Here is a 15,527-nt window from a genome sequence, read left to right as displayed (position 1 = left end):
GCCATGAATATCTGCGTCTTCCTCTCGGCCGCCGACCTCGACGAGCGCTATACCCGCCCCGCCCGCGAGTTCGCCGAACTGCTCGGCAAGGGCGGGCACACGCTGGTGTGGGGCGGTTCGGACGTCGGGCTCATGAAGGTCGTCGCCGACGGTGTGCAGGAGGCCGGAGGACGGCTGCTGGGCGTCTCCGTGGAGTTCCTGGCGGCCAAGGCGCGCCCGGGGGCCGACGAGATGGTCATCGCGGGCGACCTCGCCGAGCGCAAGGCCCTGCTCCTGGAGAGGGCCGACGCCGTAGTGATCATGGTCGGCGGCACGGGCACGCTCGACGAGGCGACGGAGATCCTGGAGCTGAAGAAGCACGGGCACACCGACAAGCCGGTCGTGCTGCTCAACACCGCGGGCTTCTACGACGGCCTGAAGGAGCAGTTCCGCCGCATGGAGGACGAGGGCTTCCTGCCGCTGCCCCTCACGGAGCTCGTGTTCTTCGCCGAGGAGCCCGTCGGGGCGCTGGCCTACCTGGAGGAGAGCCAGGGCACGCAGTGAGCCGCCAGGGCGCACAGCGCGCCCGGGACAGCGGCCGTAGGGCCCGGCGGGGGAGGGACAGGCGCGTGCGAGCATGGCGGGCATGCCTACTCATCTGATCACCGGGGCCGGTTCCGGCATCGGCGCGGCCGTAGCCCGCCGCCTCCACGCGCGCGGGGACGAACTCGTCCTGCACGCGCGCGACGCGGGCCGCGCGAAGGAGCTGGCCGCCGAGTTCCCCGGGTCCCGGACCCTGGTCGGTGACCTCTCGGACCCGGACCGGCTCTCCTGGGCGTTCTCGCACCAGACGCTGCCCGACCGGATCGACTCGCTGATGCACATCGCGGGTGTCGTCGACCTCGGCCCGGTCGGCGAGCTGACCCCCAAGACGTGGCGCCACCAGCTCGACGTGAACCTGATCGCGCCCGCCGAGCTGACCCGCCACTTCCTGCCCCAACTCCGCGTCACCCAGGGCCATGTGATCTTCGTCAACTCCGGCGCCGGCCTCAGCGCCTCCGCCGGCTGGTCCGCGTACGCAGCCTCCAAGCACGGCCTGAAGGCCCTCGCCGACTCCCTGCGCAACGAGGAGCACGCGAACGGCGTCCGCGTCACGACCGTCTACCCCGGCCGCACCGCGAGCCCCATGCAGGCCAAGGTCCACCAGCAGGAGGGCAAGGAGTACGACGCCTCGAAGTGGATCGACCCCGAGTCCGTCGCGACGAGCATCCTCATGGCCCTCGACCTGCCCCGGGACGCGGAGATCAACGACATGACGGTACGCCCCGGCCGCTGACCGGGACCCGAGCTCGTACACGGACTGTGGCGTCCCGTTCCGCGGGCATTCCGTAGGCTGCCCGGGTGAGCGAAAACAGCGAGTTCAGGCCCGGCCCCGCGACCGGTGTCGGGTCGATGCCGGGCGGGGACGCCCGGGAGGCCGCCAAGACCGTGGCCGGGACCTTCGAGGGCCCCGAGACGGGCATGCCGTTCCTGGCGGAACTGCCCGCGCGGGGCCCCGGCGCCGACATGATCGGGCGGACCGCCGGGATGCTCGCCGAGTTGTACGCGCGCGTGGAGCCCAGCGGCTGGCGGCTCGGGGACCGGCCGGGGCGGGACACCAGGCGGGCCAGGTCCTGGCTCGGCGAAGACCTCGACGCCATGGAGGAGTTCACCCAGGGCTACCAGGGCCCGCTGAAGGTCCAGGCCGTCGGCCCCTGGACGCTCGCCGCCGCGCTGGAACTGCACAACGGCGAGGTGGCGCTCTCCGACCCCGGCGCCTGCCGCGACCTCGCCGGATCGCTCGCCGAGGGCCTGCGCGAACACCTCGCCGAGGTACGCCGTCGCGTGCCCGGCGCCGACGTCGTCCTGCAGCTCGACGAACCGTCCCTGTTCGCCGTACTGAGCGGCCGGGTGAGGTCCGCGAGCGGCTACCGCACCCACCGGGCCGTCGACCGGCAGCTCGTCGAGGCCACACTGCGGGACGTCGTCTCAGTACAGGCCGGCGGCCCGGTCGTCGTGCACTCGTGCGCCCCCGACGTCCCGTTCGCGCTGCTGCGCAGAGCCGGAGCGAGCGCCGTCTCCTTCGACTTCTCTCTCCTCACCGAGCGTGACGACGACACGATCGGGGAAGCGGTGGAAGGGGGGACCAAGCTCTTCGCCGGTGTCGTCCCGGGGACGGATGCCGCATTGTCAGACCCTGCCGGTAGCGTCATGGGTGTCAGGACGCTGTGGCGCAGGCTGGGACTGAATCCGGGGCTTCTCACGGACGCGGTCACCCTCACCCCGTCGTGCGGACTCGCGGGCGCTTCCCCCGAGTACGCGCGCCGGGCACTCGCCCACTGCGCCCGGGCGGCGAGATCCCTCGCGGACAACCCAGAGTAACGGGAGGACGACACGGTGGCCGGCGACAAGGACGCACAATTGGCCTCGGCTGCGGGGCCCGTGCCCGCCGAGGCTCGGGAGAAGCACGCGCAGCTCGCTGAGCAGATCGAGGAGCACCGCTTCCGGTACTACGTGAAGGACGCGCCGGTCGTCAGCGACGCCGACTTCGACAGACTCCTGCGCGCCCTGGAGGCGTTGGAGGACGAATACCCCGAGCTGCGCACCCCCGACTCACCGACCCAGAAGGTCGCGGGGGCGTACGAGACGGAGTTCACGGCCGTCCAGCACCGCTCGCGCATGCTCTCCCTCGACAACGCCTTCGACGACGAGGAGCTGGCCGGCTGGGCGGACCGCGTCGCCAAGGACATCGGCACGTCCACGTACCACTTCCTGTGCGAGCTGAAGGTCGACGGCCTCGCGGTCAACCTCACGTACGAGCACGGCCGTCTCACCCGCGCGGCGACCCGCGGCGACGGCCGCACCGGCGAGGACATCACGCCCAACGTCCGTACGATCACGGAGATCCCCGACCGCCTCCACGGCGACCGCATCCCGGACCTCGTGGAGATCCGCGGCGAGGTCTACTTCCCGATGGAGAAGTTCGAGGAGCTCAACGCCCGTCTGGTGGAGGCGGGTGACAAGCCCTTCGCCAACCCGCGCAACGCGGCGGCGGGTTCACTCCGCCAGAAGGACCCCCGCATCACCGCGACCCGGCCGCTGCACATGGTCGTCCACGGCATCGGCGCCCTGGAGGGCTTCGACGGCATGAGCCGCCTCTCGCAGGCGTACGAACTGCTGCACGCGTGGGGCCTGCCGACGACCCGCTACGGCAAGGTGGTCGACGACCTGGACGGCGTACGGGAGTTCATCGCCTTCTACGGAGAGAACCGCCACTCCGTGGAGCACGAGATCGACGGCGTCGTCGTCAAGCTCGACGAGATCCCCCTCCAGGGCCGCCTCGGCTCGACCTCCCGCGCGCCCCGCTGGGCGATCGCCTGGAAGTACGCGCCTGAGGAGGTCAACACCAAGCTGGTCAACATCCGCGTGGGCGTGGGCCGCACGGGCCGCGTCACTCCGTACGCGCAGGTGGAGCCCGTCACGGTGGCCGGCTCCGAGGTCGAGTTCGCCACGCTGCACAACCAGGACGTGGTGAAGGCCAAGGGCGTCCTGATCGGCGACACCGTGGTGCTCCGCAAGGCAGGTGACGTCATCCCGGAGATCCTCGGCCCGGTCGTCGACCTGCGGGACGGCAGCGAGCGGGAGTTCGTGATGCCCGCCGAGTGCCCCGAGTGCGGCACCCCGCTGGCGCCCGCGAAGGAGGGCGACATCGACCTCCGCTGCCCGAACGGCCAGACCTGCCCCGCCCAGTTGCGCGAGCGCCTCTTCTACCTCGGCGGTCGCAAGTGCCTGGACATCGAGAACTTCGGTTACGTCGCCGCCGCCGCGCTCACCAAGCCCCTGGAGCCCGCCGAGCCGCCCCTGAGGGACGAGGGCGACCTCTTCGACCTCACCATCGAGCAGTTGCTGCCCATCAAGGCGTACGTCCTCGACCAGGACAGCGGACTGCCCAAGCGGGACCCGAAGACCGGCGAGGAGAAGATCGCCACGGTCTTCGCCAACCAGGAGGGCGCTCCGAAGAAGAACGCGCTCGCGATGCTGGACTTCATCGCGGCTGCCAAGGAGCGTCCGCTGGCCCGGATCATCACCGGCCTGTCCATCCGGCACGTGGGGCCGGTCGCGGCCGAGGCCCTGGCCCGTGAGTTCCGCTCGATCGACCGCGTCCAGCAGGCCACGGAGGAGGAGCTGGCCGCCGTGGAGGGCGTCGGACCCACCATCGCCGCTTCCCTGAAGCAGTGGTTCACGGTGGACTGGCACCAGGAGATCCTCCGCAAGTGGAAGGCCGCGGGCGTCCGCATGGAGGAGGAGAGCTCCGGTGAGGACGAAGGACCTCGTCCGCTCGAAGGGCTCACGGTCGTGGTCACCGGAACCCTGGAACATCACACCCGCGACGGAGCGAAAGAGGCACTCCAGAGCCGGGGAGCAAAAGTGACCGGTTCGGTTTCGAAGAAGACGGCTTTTGTTGTCGTGGGTGACAATCCTGGATCGAAGTACGACAAGGCGATGCAGCTCAAAGTGCCGGTTCTGAACGAGGAGGGCTTCGCCGTCCTGCTCGAACAAGGACCGGAGGCGGCGGCCGAAGTCGCGCTTCCGATCGAGGAGTAGCGGTTGAAGACCACCCGTTCGGCGCATACCAGATGCATACGGGTGGCCGGGTCGCATTCGGGCAACCGTCGACGACCGCTGCCCGTGGAAGCCTTCTGCGGCCTACTGTTGAGGTGTGCGCCTGCCGTGCCCAGCTGCGGTTGGGGCATCCCCTGCTCTTCGGGAGCTCTGGGGAAGGGTTATCAGACGCGGTGCCGTTGAGGGTTAGTCGGGCATCGGGCCGCGTGGCGTGGGCACCGCCGGCTGTGAGAGGGACGGGAATGGAACCGACCGAGAGCGCCGCCCCGGACTCACGGCTGCGCCCGCGCTGGGCGACCGGCGTGCGGCGATGGGGGCACCCCTTGCTGGAGCGAAGCCGGGAGCTCGGAGCGGGCCTCAGGGTCGCGCGGCCGGCAGGGCGTCCGGGCGGGCAGGTGCGCGCCGCCGGACAGTACAGCTCGGCGGCCGGGAACGGCCCGGGCCGCCTCACCTCCGTCCCCGGATCCCCGTCCCACATTCCGGGCCACGAGTCCGAGAAGCAGATGTCCTGGCCCGCGCTGCCCGCGGCGGTCATCACGTCGGCCGCGTTCGTCCTGGGCGCGGGCTTCTACCGGGCGTTCACCGGGAACCACGCGCTCTTTCCGTCCGGCTCCACCGGCTGGGCGCTCGCGGTCCTGGTCGGCGTCATCGTCGGCCACCTGGTCGCGCTCGGCCGTTCCCGCTGGTGGGGCGGTACGGGCTCCGGCGCGGCCCTCACCCTCGCCGTCCTGCTGCTGTACGGCTGGGTGCCCGCCGGGATGGTCAGCCTCACGGTCGTCGTCCTCGTCGGCATAGCCCGTCGTCATCGCTGGCGGCAGGGCGTGCTGCACGGCGCGGTGGACATCCTCGGCATCGGCGCAGGGGCGCTGGTGCTTGCAGTGCTCGGCCGGGTGCCGTCCGTGGAGACGCCCTGGAAACCGGAGACTTGGACGGTTTACACGGCTCCTTCGGTGGTGTTGGTGGCCGGGGCGTATCTCGTGGTCTCCCGCGCGCTGCTCTGGTACCTCCACGCGCCTCGTACGGCCGGACTGCCGACCGTGGCCCGTACGGCCCTGGTCAGACAGGGGCTGGTCGCCGTCGCGCTGCTCGGCATCGCCCCGCTGATCTGCGTCGTCGCGATCGCCCTCCCCGTGCTGCTGCCGCTCTTCTCGGTTCCCCTCATCGCTCTCGACTCAACGCTCTGGATAGCGCGGGCGCGGGCCGAGGAGCAACTGCGTGACCCCCTCACCGGACTGCCCAACCGGCAGTGGCTGCTCGAACGGACCTGGCGGGCGCTGGACGACGCCGAACGAATCGGCGCACGTTCGGCTCTGATGCTGATCGATCTCGATCGCTTCAGGGCCGTGAATGACACGCTCGGCCACCTCGCGGGAGACCGGCTGCTGTTGCAGATAGCGGACCGGCTGCGGGTGGCGCTGCCGCGCGGAGCGGAGGCCGCGCGGCTCGGCGGGGACGAGTTCGCCGTGTTACTGCCCATCGTCGACTCGACGACGTCCGCGTCGCGGGTCGCCCGCAATCTCGTGGCCGCGCTCGGGTCACCGCTCGACCTCGACGGGCTCACCCTCGTCCTGGAGGCCAGTGCCGGGCTCGCCGTCTTCCCCGATCACGCGCTGGACGCGGAGGGGCTGCTGCGGCGGGCGGACGTCGCGATGTACCAGGCGAAGCGCGACCGCACGGGCGTGGAGGTGTACGAGTCCAAGCGGGACTCCAACACCCCCGACCGGCTCGGGCTGCTGGGAGACCTGCGGCGGGCGCTCGACGCGGGAGACGTCGAGCTGCACTACCAGCCCAAGGTCCGCTTCGACGGACAGGTGGCAGGGCTTGAGGCGCTCGTACGGTGGGTGCATCCCGAGCGCGGGAAGGTGCCGCCGGACGAGTTCATAGCCATCGCCGAGTCGTCCGGGCTGATGCCGCATCTCACCGAGTACGTGCTGGAGACGGCGCTCGCCCAGGTGGCGCGGTGGCGGGCCCGGGGGCTGCGGGTGCCTGTCGCCGTCAACGTGTCACCGCGGGACGTGCACACACCCGGGTTCGCCGGGTCGGTCGCCGCGCGGCTCGCTCGGCACGGAGTTCCCGCGGGGTCGCTTCAGCTGGAGATAACGGAACACGTGCTGCTCGAGGACCCGCAGCGCGCCGCGGACACCCTGGCCGGGCTGACCGGGCACGGCGTGAAGATGTCGCTCGACGACTTCGGGACCGGGTATTCGTCGCTGGTGCATCTGCGGCGGCTGCCCGTCAGCGAGCTGAAGATCGACCGGTCCTTCGTGGCACGGCTCGCCGTGGACACCGAGGACGCCGAGATCGTGCGGTGCACCATCGATCTCGCCCACTCGCTCGGGCTGGTGGTCGTCGCCGAGGGAGTCGAGGACGACGAGACGTGGGAGCGGCTCCGGGATCTCGGGTGCGACGCGGTTCAGGGGTGGCTCGTGGCGGCGGCGATGCCTCCGGAGGAGGCCACGGCGTGGCTGCTGGCGCGCGGGTCTCGGGGGTGGCAGCGGCCCAAGGCCGCCTTGCCCGCGGCGTTGCCCGCGGCAGCCGAGGAGTAGTTGGGTGCGGGGCGGTGGTTATTTCTTTCCCGCCCGCACCACCCGTTCCCGCCCGCACCACCCGTTTTTGGCACACCTGACATGTGAAGGTTTCCCGTCGGCGTCCTCGCCGTAGGCGGCCGTCCGTTCGTCGTGCGGTGCATGAGCCCCGTACAGCCCGTACGGCTCATACCGCCCGCATGCGTCCCCCACCGAGCCGTGCCCGGGAAACCGATGTACGGGGATCTCCGTGGGACCCATAGGATTGGGCCAAACCACACTCACTCACCCCTGAGGATCGCTGCATGCCTGGCATCACGCGCGAGGAGGTCGCCCACCTCGCCCGGCTGGCGCGTCTGGAGCTGAAGGGCGAAGAGCTCGACCACTTCGCCGGCCAGCTCGACGACATCATCGGCGCGGTCGCCCGCGTCAGCGAGGTCGCCGACCAAGACGTACCGCCGACCTCCCACCCGCTGCCGCTGACGAACGTCATGCGCGCGGACGAGGTCCGTCCGTCGCTCACCCCCGAGCAGGCGCTCTCCGGCGCCCCGGCCCAGGAGCAGCAGCGTTTCAAGGTGCCGCAGATCCTGGGGGAGGACTAATCACCATGACGGACAGCAACGTCAACATCATCAAGCTCACCGCCGCGGAGATCGCCTCCAAGATCGCCGCGGGCGAGCTCACCGCCGTCGAGGTCACCGAGGCGCACCTCGCGCGCATCGAGGCCGTCGACGAGAAGGTGCACGCCTTCCTGCACGTCGACCGGGACGGGGCGCTCGCCCAGGCCCGAGCCGTCGACGAGAAGCGCGCGAAGGGCGAGAAGCTCGGCCCGCTCGCCGGCGTCCCCCTCGCGCTCAAGGACATCTTCACCACCGAGGGCATCCCGACGACAGTCGGCTCGAAGATCCTCGAAGGCTGGATCCCGCCGTACGACGCGACGCTCACCAAGCGGCTGAAGGCTGCCGACGTCGTCATTCTCGGCAAGACCAACATGGACGAGTTCGCCATGGGGTCCAGCACCGAGAACAGCGCCTACGGGCCGACCGGGAACCCGTGGGACCTCACCCGCATCCCCGGCGGCTCCGGCGGCGGTTCGTCCGCCGCGCTCGCCTCCTACCAGGCGCCCCTCGCCATCGGCACGGACACCGGCGGCTCCATCCGCCAGCCCGCCTCCGTCACCGGCACGGTCGGCGTGAAGCCGACGTACGGCGCCGTCTCGCGGTACGGCATGGTCGCGTTCTCGTCCTCCCTCGACCAGGGCGGGCCCTGCGCCCGCACGGTCCTCGACGCCGCCCTCCTGCACGAGGTCATCGCCGGGCACGACCCCCTCGACTCCACCTCCATCGACGCGCCCGTCCCGGCCGTCGTCGAGGCCGCCCGCAACGGCAGCGTCGAAGGCATGCGGGTCGGTGTCGTCAAGCAGTTCCGCGGCGAGGGCTACCAGGCCGGTGTCGTGCAGCGCTTCGACGAGTCCGTCTCGCTCCTCAAGGAGCTGGGCGCCGAGATCGTCGAGCTGGACTGCCCGTCCTTCGACCTGGCCCTTTCGGCGTACTACCTGATCGCCCCGTCCGAGTGTTCGAGCAACCTCGCCCGCTTCGACGGCCTGCGCTACGGCCTGCGCACCGGCGACGACGGCACGCACTCCGCCGAGGAGGTCACCGCCCTCACCCGTGAGGCGGGCTTCGGCGACGAGGTCAAGCGCCGCATCATGCTCGGCACGTACGCGCTCAGCTCCGGCTACTACGACGCGTACTACGGCAGCGCCCAGAAGGTCCGTACGCTCATCACGCGCGACTTCGAGAAGGCGTTCGAGCAGGTGGACGTGATCGTGTCGCCCACCACGCCGACCACCGCCTTCCCGATCGGCGAGCGCGCCGACGACCCCATGGCGATGTACCTCGCCGACCTGTGCACCATTCCGACGAACCTCGCGGGCAACGCCGCGATGTCGCTGCCCTGCGGTCTCGCGCCGGAGGACAACCTGCCCGTGGGCCTGCAGATCATCGCCCCCGCGATGCAGGACGACCGCCTTTACAAGGTGGGAGCCGCCGTCGAGGCCGCGTTCGTGGAACGCTGGGGGCACCCGCTGATCGAGGAGGCTCCGTCGTTGTGAGTGCCACGGCCAACAAGGCAAAGAACTTCAAGAAGTCGAAGAAGGGGCTGTACCTGTCTCTCGGCAGTACAGCGTTCGGCGCGATCAGCGTCGCCAAGCAGGCCAAGCTGGCCCGCAGTGACGGGGACACCCTGAGGCTCATCGACGCCGCCGTTTCCGCCGCCGCCATCGTCACCGGCCTTGCGATCATCTACCGGGAGCTCAAGCGCCTCGGTGACGACGACGTCCTGCTGGGCTGAGAGGGAAAGTTTCACCGTGACTGTCACGACTGACCTGGTGTCGTACGAGGACGCGCTGGCGTCGTACGACCCCGTCATGGGCCTCGAAGTCCATGTCGAACTCGGCACCAAGACCAAGATGTTCTGCGGCTGTTCCACCGAGCTGGGCGCAGAGCCCAACTCGCAGGCCTGCCCGACCTGCCTCGGCATGCCCGGCGCGCTGCCGGTCGTCAACGCGGTCGGCGTCGAGTCCGCGATCAAGATCGGTCTCGCGCTGCACTGCGAGATCGCCGAGTGGTGCCGCTTCGCCCGGAAGAACTACTTCTATCCGGACATGCCGAAGAACTTCCAGACCTCCCAGTACGACGAGCCGATCGCCTTCAACGGCTATCTGGACGTCCAGCTGGAGGACGGCGAGGTCTTCCGCGTGGAGATCGAGCGCGCCCACATGGAGGAGGACACCGGCAAGTCGCTGCACGTCGGCGGCGCGACCGGCCGAATCCACGGCGCCTCGCACTCGCTGCTCGACTACAACCGCGCCGGCATCCCGCTCATCGAGATCGTCACCAAGCCGATCGAGGGCGCCGGCGAGCGCGCTCCCGAGGTCGCCAAGGCGTACGTCGCCGAGCTGCGCGAGCTCATCAAGGCGCTCGGGGTCTCCGAAGCCCGCATGGAGCAGGGCCAGATGCGCTGCGACGTGAACCTGTCGCTGCGCCCGCACGGCCGCGAGAAGTTCGGCACCCGGAGCGAGACCAAGAACGTCAACTCGCTGCGGTCCGTCGAGCGCGCCGCCCGCTTCGAGATCCAGCGGCACGCCGCGGTGCTGAACTCCGGCGGAACGATCATCCAGGAGACCCGCCACTTCCACGAGGACACCGGGTCCACGACCTCGGGCCGCGTGAAGGAGGAGGCGGAGGACTACCGCTACTTCCCCGAGCCGGACCTCGTGCCGGTCGCCCCGTCCCGTGAGTGGGTCGAGGAGCTGCGCGCGGGTCTGCCCGAGCAGCCGCTGGCCAGGCGCAACCGGCTGCGCGAGGAGTGGGGCATCACCGCCCACGACATGCAGTCGATCCTCAACGCGGGTGCCATCGACTCCATCGTCGCCACCATCGCGGCGGGCGCCGACGCGGCATCCGCCCGCAAGTGGTGGATGGGCGAACTGGCGCGCACGGCCAACGAGTCGGGCGTGTCCCTGGACGCGCTGGCCATCACGCCCGAGCAGGTCGCCCGGGTGACGGCCCTGGTCAACGAGGGCTCCCTCAACGACAAGCTGGCCCGCCAGGTCATCGAGGGCGTCCTCAAGGGCGAGGGCACCCCGGACGAGGTCGTCGAGAAGCGCGGTCTGAAGGTCGTCTCCGACGAGGGCGCCCTGACGACGGCCGTCGAGGAGGCCATCGCCGGCAACGCGGCCATCGCGGACAAGATCCGCGGCGGCAAGGTCGCCGCCGTCGGCGCCCTGGTGGGCGCGGTCATGAAGGCCACGCGCGGGCAGGCCGACGCGGCCCGCGTCAAGGAGCTCATCCTGGAGAAGCTGGGCGTCGAGGGCTGAGCCCTCGCTCCTTCTCCAGCGAAGGGGGCGTGCACCTGAGTCTTCAGGTGCACGCCCCCTTCGGCGTTCCGTCCTGAGGGCTGAGCCCGCTGCGGTGCGCTCACCGAGGGGACGAGCTGAACGCCGTCGAGCTCTCGTGCGTACAAGTCCTTGAGGCCGCTCACTCCTACCGCGTGTAGGGCGATCGGGGGGTGCATCGGGACCGATGTACCCCCCATTGGCGTGCCGGCGGACGCCGTGTGGGGCGACAGAGTTCATTGGATTGTCGTGTGAACTGCCTCGCACTCCTGTGAGTAAACCCACGAATGCGGCTAACGATCACTTTCGGCTGCAAGAGTGATAACGAATTGGTCATGCGTTCTTTGCGGGCAGCTCCCGATAAAGATCCACAAAACACCCAGGGGAGCTCGTCCGTGGCAGCTCTAGCACGTTGGTGTGTCCAGCACCGCCTCGTCGCCGTACTTCTCTGGCTCCTCGCCTTCGGCGGGATCACCGCCGCCGCTGCCGTCACCGGAACCGCGTACTCGAACGACTACGAGGCGCCCGGCACCGAATCGGGCCGCGCCAGCCAGCTCCTCCAGGACGGTTTCCCCGGCCTCGGCGGCGACAGCGACACCGTTGTCTGGCACACCACCGCCGGCACGGTCCGTGCCGCGGACGTCGAGCAGACCATGAGCCACACCCTCGACAAGATCGCCGACCTGCCCGGAGTGGCCGCGGTCGACAGCCCGTACAAGGGCCACGGCGCGGGCCAGATCAGCGGCGACGGACATACGGCCTACGCCACCGTGACGTTCGACGACCCGGCCGAGGACATCGACCAGGGCGAGGCAACGGCCGTCGTCGACACCGCGAAGGCCGCCGCGACGGACGGACTCCAGGTGGAGCTGGGCGGCCAGGCCGTCGCCCTCACCGAGTCGTCGGGCGGCCACATCGCCGAGGTCGTCGGGGTGATCGTCGCCGCCGTGGTCCTCTTCCTCGCCTTCGGCTCCCTGGCCGCCTCGCTGCTGCCCATCGCCACGGCCCTGGTCAGCGTCGGCACGGCGTACGCGGGGATCGCGCTCCTCGGGCACGCGATGACCGTCGCCGACTTCGCGCCGATGCTCGGCATGCTGATCGGACTCGGTGTGGGCATCGACTACGCGCTGTTCATCGTGACCAGACACCGGCGGGGCCTGAAACGCGGACTCTCCGTGGAGGAGGCCGCACGGAACGCGGTGGCCACCACCGGGCGCGCGGTCGTCTTCGCGGGCGCCACCGTCTGTATCGCCCTGCTCGGCATGCTCATACTGCGGCTCGGCTTCCTCAACGGCGTCGCGATCGCCGCGTCCCTCACCGTGGTCCTCACCGTCGCGGCCTCCGTGACCCTGCTGCCCGCGCTCCTCTCCTTCATCGGCATGCGCGCCCTCAGCCGCCGTGAGCGCCGCCGCCTGGAGGAGCACGGCCCCCAGCCGGAGATCCCCGCCGGGCTCGCCGCCCGCTGGTCCGCCTTCGTCGAAAAGCACCCCAAGCTTCTGGGCGGTGTCGCCCTGGCCGTCATCGCCCTGCTCGCGATCCCGACCTTCTCCCTGCACCTGGGCACCTCCGACCAGGGCAACAACCCGGAGACGGCCACCACACGGCAGGCGTACGACCTGCTCGCCGACGGCTTCGGACCCGGTCTGAACGGGTCGCTGACCCTCGTCACACACGTCGGCGGGGCCCAGGACCGGGTCGCCCTCGACAACCTCGACGCCACGCTCAGGGCGACCGAGGGCGTCCGGAGTGCGACCCCGGTGACGTACAACAACGCGGGCGACACCGCCTATCTCAGCGTCGTACCGACGTCCTCGCCGCAGTCCGAGCGGACCAGCGACCTCGTCGACCGGCTGCGCGACGACGTGCTGCCTCAGGCAGAGACCGGGACCACGCTCGACCTGCAGGTCGGCGGCATGACCGCCTCGTACGACGACTTCGCCGACGTCATCGTCGGCAAACTACCCCTCTTCGTGGGCGTCGTCGTCGGCCTCGGCTGCGTCCTGCTGCTGCTCGCCTTCCGCTCCATCGGCATCCCGCTGAAGGCCGCGGCGATGAACATCGCGGCCGTCACCGCCTCCTTCGGAGTCGTCGTCGCGATCTTCCAGTGGGGCTGGGGCAGCGAACTCCTGGGCCTCGGCCGGGCCGGCCCGATCGAGCCCTTCCTGCCCGTGATCATGGTCTCCGTGCTCTTCGGACTCTCCATGGACTACCAGGTGTTCCTGGTCAGCAGGATGTACGAGGAGTGGCTGGAGACCGGCGACAACCGGCGGGCCGTCCGCGTGGGCCTCGCCGAGACCGGGCGGGTGATCAACTCCGCCGCCGTGATCATGATCTCGGTCTTCCTGGCCTTCGTGCTCAGCGGCGACCGCGTCATCGCGATGTTCGGCATAGCGCTCGCCGCGGCCGTCGCCCTCGACGCCTTCGTGCTGCGTACGCTCCTGGTGCCGGCCCTGATGCACATGCTGGGCGGCGCCAACTGGTGGCTGCCCCGCTGGCTCGACCGGCGCCTGCCGCGCATCAGCATCGAGCCGCCGGAAATCCGTACCGTCGACGCCGAGGGCCGTGCGAGGATCCCGAGGGCGCGCGAGGACGCGCTCGTGGAGGTACTCGTGAAGGAGCAGCAGCAGGATGTACGCGATATCCCTGGGTGACGACGGCGCCGAACTGCGGCCCCTGGAACCGTGGCACGCGGCGGAGTTCCTGGCGCACCTCGACCGGGGGCGCGAGTTCATCGGGCAGCACATTCCGTTCGGGACCAAGGCCGTCGACGTCGACTCCGCGAAGGAGCTCCTTCAGGGGTACGCCGACAAGCGCGCCACCGACAACGGCAGCCTGCACGGGCTGTGGCTGGAGGGGAAGCTGGTCGGCGGGGTGCTATTCCTCCACTTCGACGCCGAGCGGGGCACCTGCGAGGTCGGCTGCTGGCTGGAGCCGGCCGGCGCGGGACGCGGACTGGTCACGCGCGCCATGCGGATCCTCATCGACTGGGCCGTCGAGGAGCGGGGCATCCACCGCGTCGAGTGGCAGGCGTCGTCCGCCAACGAACCGAGCATCAACGTGGCGCGGCGGCTCGGCATGAACCGCGACGGGGTGCTCAGGGAGAGCTTCCCGTACCGGGGCGTACGCCAGGACACGGAAGTGTGGTCGGTGCTCGCGCCCGAGTGGCGTGCCGCACGCGCGCGTGCCTGGAAGTGACGTCCCGACCGTGCTCGGGGCGGTGGCGTACGGGCGCCGAGTAGGGCGAAAAGCCGCCCGGCGCGTGAGGATCTTGGGATCTTTAAGAAATTCTCAGACAGCGTCCGTACGGTGCGGAGCATGGGAACCAAGACAGAGGACGAAGCCGGAACCAAGACCGGCACCGAGGCACAGCGCGACGAGGAGGCCGTGAAGCTCAGCAAGGGCGACGGGACGGCCGCGATCGGGGAGGTCGAGGAGGCCGAGGCCGCCGAGACGGCCGACGACCAGGCCGACTCCGAGGTCCTCGGCGAGGACGAGATCGACGACGAGGCCGTGGTCGCGGCCGAGCGCGGTTCCGGCGTGGGCCTGGGTGCCGCCGCCGTCGTATCCGCCGGACTCGGTGTCGTGTCGCTGACCGGCAGCTGGGTCGGCACCATCGCGCAGGCGCGCGACTCGCTGTACGGCCAGCTGGAGACCGCGCAGAGCGCCGGTGTGGCCGAGCAGATCAAGCAGGTCTACGCCGACTCCTGGAACGCCAACGCGCTGGTCGCCGGGTTCTTCGCGCTGACCGCGCTGATCGTCGGCGTCGTGGTGCTGGTCCGGCCCGCGTTCGGCAACCCCGACCGGATTCCGGCGCAGGCCCCGTGGGTCAAGTCGGTCGCCTGGGCGGGTGTCGCGCTCGGCGTCGTCGGCCTTCTGCTGGCCGCGCTCAAGTACTCCGACATCCTGCTCGGCATGCCGTCCACGAGCTGACGAAACCGCACGTCTGAGGGGCCTTAGGCCCGCCGTAGGCCATCCACGGCGGGCCTAAGGCCCTTCGTGCGCTCAAGATGCGGAACTCTCCCGATGTGGCGCACCCCCCTTGGAGACGAAGGTTGAGGCATCGCAACAGAGCGAAGCCGGAAACAACACTTCACGAGGGGTACGAGATGTTCGAGTACGAGCTCCAGCAGATCCGCACCGCGGAGATGATCCGCGAGGCCGACAACTACCGACTGGTCCGCGAGGCCGTCCGCAGCCGCCGCGCCGCCAGGCGCGAGGCCGCACGATCCGGCCGCGACGAAGCCGAGGGGCGGGTGCATAGCCGGCACCACCGCAGGTCCCGGTCCACCCGCGTCGCGTGAGCGCCGGAGCGGGTGAGGGCGGCCGCACGGGGGTCGGCCGCCCTCAACGGCACGGGGCCACTGTGACCGCCCTCCCGGCCACGAACACCTCCTCCGAGGCCTCGGGCCCGTCCGCTGCCGCGGGCGGGCCCGAAGCCTTGAGGGGGGCTGAAGGGGCGGGTG

Annotated in this window: 13 protein-coding genes; all 13 read left to right on the top strand. The window is 70.4% G+C overall.

All coding sequences use genetic code 11. The annotated features are described in order from the left end of the window. Positions 1–3: 3 nt before the first annotated feature. The 13 genes from AOK17_RS25150 to AOK17_RS25090 all read left to right on the top strand — a co-directional run bounded on the left by AOK17_RS25150 (position 4) and on the right by AOK17_RS25090 (position 15,365). Positions 4–543: an LOG family protein gene (locus AOK17_RS25150; protein ID WP_055614827.1), complete on the top strand. Its 540-nt coding sequence runs from the start codon at positions 4–6 to the stop codon at positions 541–543. 73 nt (positions 544–616) lie between these two features. Next, positions 617–1,315 carry an SDR family oxidoreductase gene (locus tag AOK17_RS25145; RefSeq protein ID WP_055614826.1) on the top strand — a complete coding sequence of 233 codons (699 nt, stop codon included), beginning with the start codon at positions 617–619 and terminating at the stop codon, positions 1,313–1,315. Positions 1,316–1,380: 65 nt separating this feature from the next. Beyond that, entirely contained in the window at positions 1,381–2,400 is a 1,020-nt protein-coding gene (locus tag AOK17_RS25140) for a methionine synthase (RefSeq protein ID WP_206190827.1), read from the top strand. A gap of 15 nt (positions 2,401–2,415) precedes the next feature. After that, the gene (ligA, locus tag AOK17_RS25135) at positions 2,416–4,623 is read left to right on the top strand and encodes an NAD-dependent DNA ligase LigA (protein ID WP_055614824.1); all 2,208 of its coding nucleotides are present in this window, start codon (positions 2,416–2,418) and stop codon (positions 4,621–4,623) included. A 260-nt stretch (positions 4,624–4,883) separates the two neighbouring features. Next, entirely contained in the window at positions 4,884–7,187 is a 2,304-nt protein-coding gene (locus AOK17_RS25130) for a putative bifunctional diguanylate cyclase/phosphodiesterase (RefSeq protein WP_055614823.1), read from the top strand. A gap of 284 nt (positions 7,188–7,471) precedes the next feature. Next, positions 7,472–7,768 (top strand): Asp-tRNA(Asn)/Glu-tRNA(Gln) amidotransferase subunit GatC, encoded by a 297-nt coding sequence (gatC, locus tag AOK17_RS25125; RefSeq protein WP_015036350.1) that lies wholly within the window; start codon positions 7,472–7,474, stop codon positions 7,766–7,768. 5 nt (positions 7,769–7,773) lie between these two features. After that, positions 7,774–9,279 carry an Asp-tRNA(Asn)/Glu-tRNA(Gln) amidotransferase subunit GatA gene (gene gatA, locus AOK17_RS25120; protein WP_055614822.1) on the top strand — a complete coding sequence of 502 codons (1,506 nt, stop codon included), beginning with the start codon at positions 7,774–7,776 and terminating at the stop codon, positions 9,277–9,279. Further along, entirely contained in the window at positions 9,276–9,518 is a 243-nt protein-coding gene (locus tag AOK17_RS25115) for a hypothetical protein (RefSeq protein ID WP_055614821.1), read from the top strand. The genes gatA and AOK17_RS25115 overlap by 4 nt, the downstream gene beginning before the upstream one ends. A 16-nt stretch (positions 9,519–9,534) precedes the next feature. Next, positions 9,535–11,046 (top strand): Asp-tRNA(Asn)/Glu-tRNA(Gln) amidotransferase subunit GatB, encoded by a 1,512-nt coding sequence (gene gatB / locus AOK17_RS25110; protein WP_055614820.1) that lies wholly within the window; start codon positions 9,535–9,537, stop codon positions 11,044–11,046. 413 nt (positions 11,047–11,459) lie between these two features. Continuing rightward, on the top strand, positions 11,460–13,715 hold the full coding sequence (locus AOK17_RS25105; RefSeq protein ID WP_055614819.1) for an MMPL family transporter: 2,256 nt from the start codon (positions 11,460–11,462) through the stop codon (positions 13,713–13,715). Next, the gene (locus AOK17_RS25100; RefSeq protein ID WP_055614818.1) at positions 13,693–14,259 is read left to right on the top strand and encodes a GNAT family N-acetyltransferase; all 567 of its coding nucleotides are present in this window, start codon (positions 13,693–13,695) and stop codon (positions 14,257–14,259) included. Before AOK17_RS25105 ends, AOK17_RS25100 begins: the two co-directional genes overlap by 23 nt. Before the next feature lie 120 nt (positions 14,260–14,379). After that, the gene (locus AOK17_RS25095) at positions 14,380–14,994 is read left to right on the top strand and encodes a hypothetical protein (protein WP_055614817.1); all 615 of its coding nucleotides are present in this window, start codon (positions 14,380–14,382) and stop codon (positions 14,992–14,994) included. A 176-nt stretch (positions 14,995–15,170) separates the two neighbouring features. Further along, on the top strand, positions 15,171–15,365 hold the full coding sequence (locus AOK17_RS25090; protein ID WP_055614816.1) for a hypothetical protein: 195 nt from the start codon (positions 15,171–15,173) through the stop codon (positions 15,363–15,365). Positions 15,366–15,527: the final 162 nt, after the last annotated feature.

The sequence above is a fragment of the Streptomyces phaeochromogenes genome, from assembly GCF_001418655.1.
In the GTDB taxonomy this organism is placed as follows: Bacteria; Actinomycetota; Actinomycetes; order Streptomycetales; family Streptomycetaceae; genus Streptomyces; species Streptomyces phaeochromogenes.
This window is presented reverse-complemented; position numbering and strand designations above follow the sequence as displayed.

Excerpts from the sequence above, each read along its gene's own strand:
- AOK17_RS25150 (WP_055614827.1), top strand. The coding sequence starts at position 4 with ATGAATATCTGCGTCTTCCTCTCGGCCGCCGACCTCGACGAGCGCTAT.
- AOK17_RS25145 (WP_055614826.1), top strand. The coding sequence starts at position 617 with ATGGCGGGCATGCCTACTCATCTGATCACCGGGGCCGGTTCCGGCATC.
- AOK17_RS25130 (WP_055614823.1), top strand. The coding sequence starts at position 4,884 with ATGGAACCGACCGAGAGCGCCGCCCCGGACTCACGGCTGCGCCCGCGC.
- gatC (WP_015036350.1), top strand. The coding sequence starts at position 7,472 with ATGCCTGGCATCACGCGCGAGGAGGTCGCCCACCTCGCCCGGCTGGCG.
- gatA (WP_055614822.1), top strand. The coding sequence starts at position 7,774 with ATGACGGACAGCAACGTCAACATCATCAAGCTCACCGCCGCGGAGATC.
- AOK17_RS25100 (WP_055614818.1), top strand. The coding sequence starts at position 13,693 with ATGTACGCGATATCCCTGGGTGACGACGGCGCCGAACTGCGGCCCCTG.
- AOK17_RS25095 (WP_055614817.1), top strand. The coding sequence starts at position 14,380 with ATGGGAACCAAGACAGAGGACGAAGCCGGAACCAAGACCGGCACCGAG.
- AOK17_RS25090 (WP_055614816.1), top strand. The coding sequence starts at position 15,171 with ATGTTCGAGTACGAGCTCCAGCAGATCCGCACCGCGGAGATGATCCGC.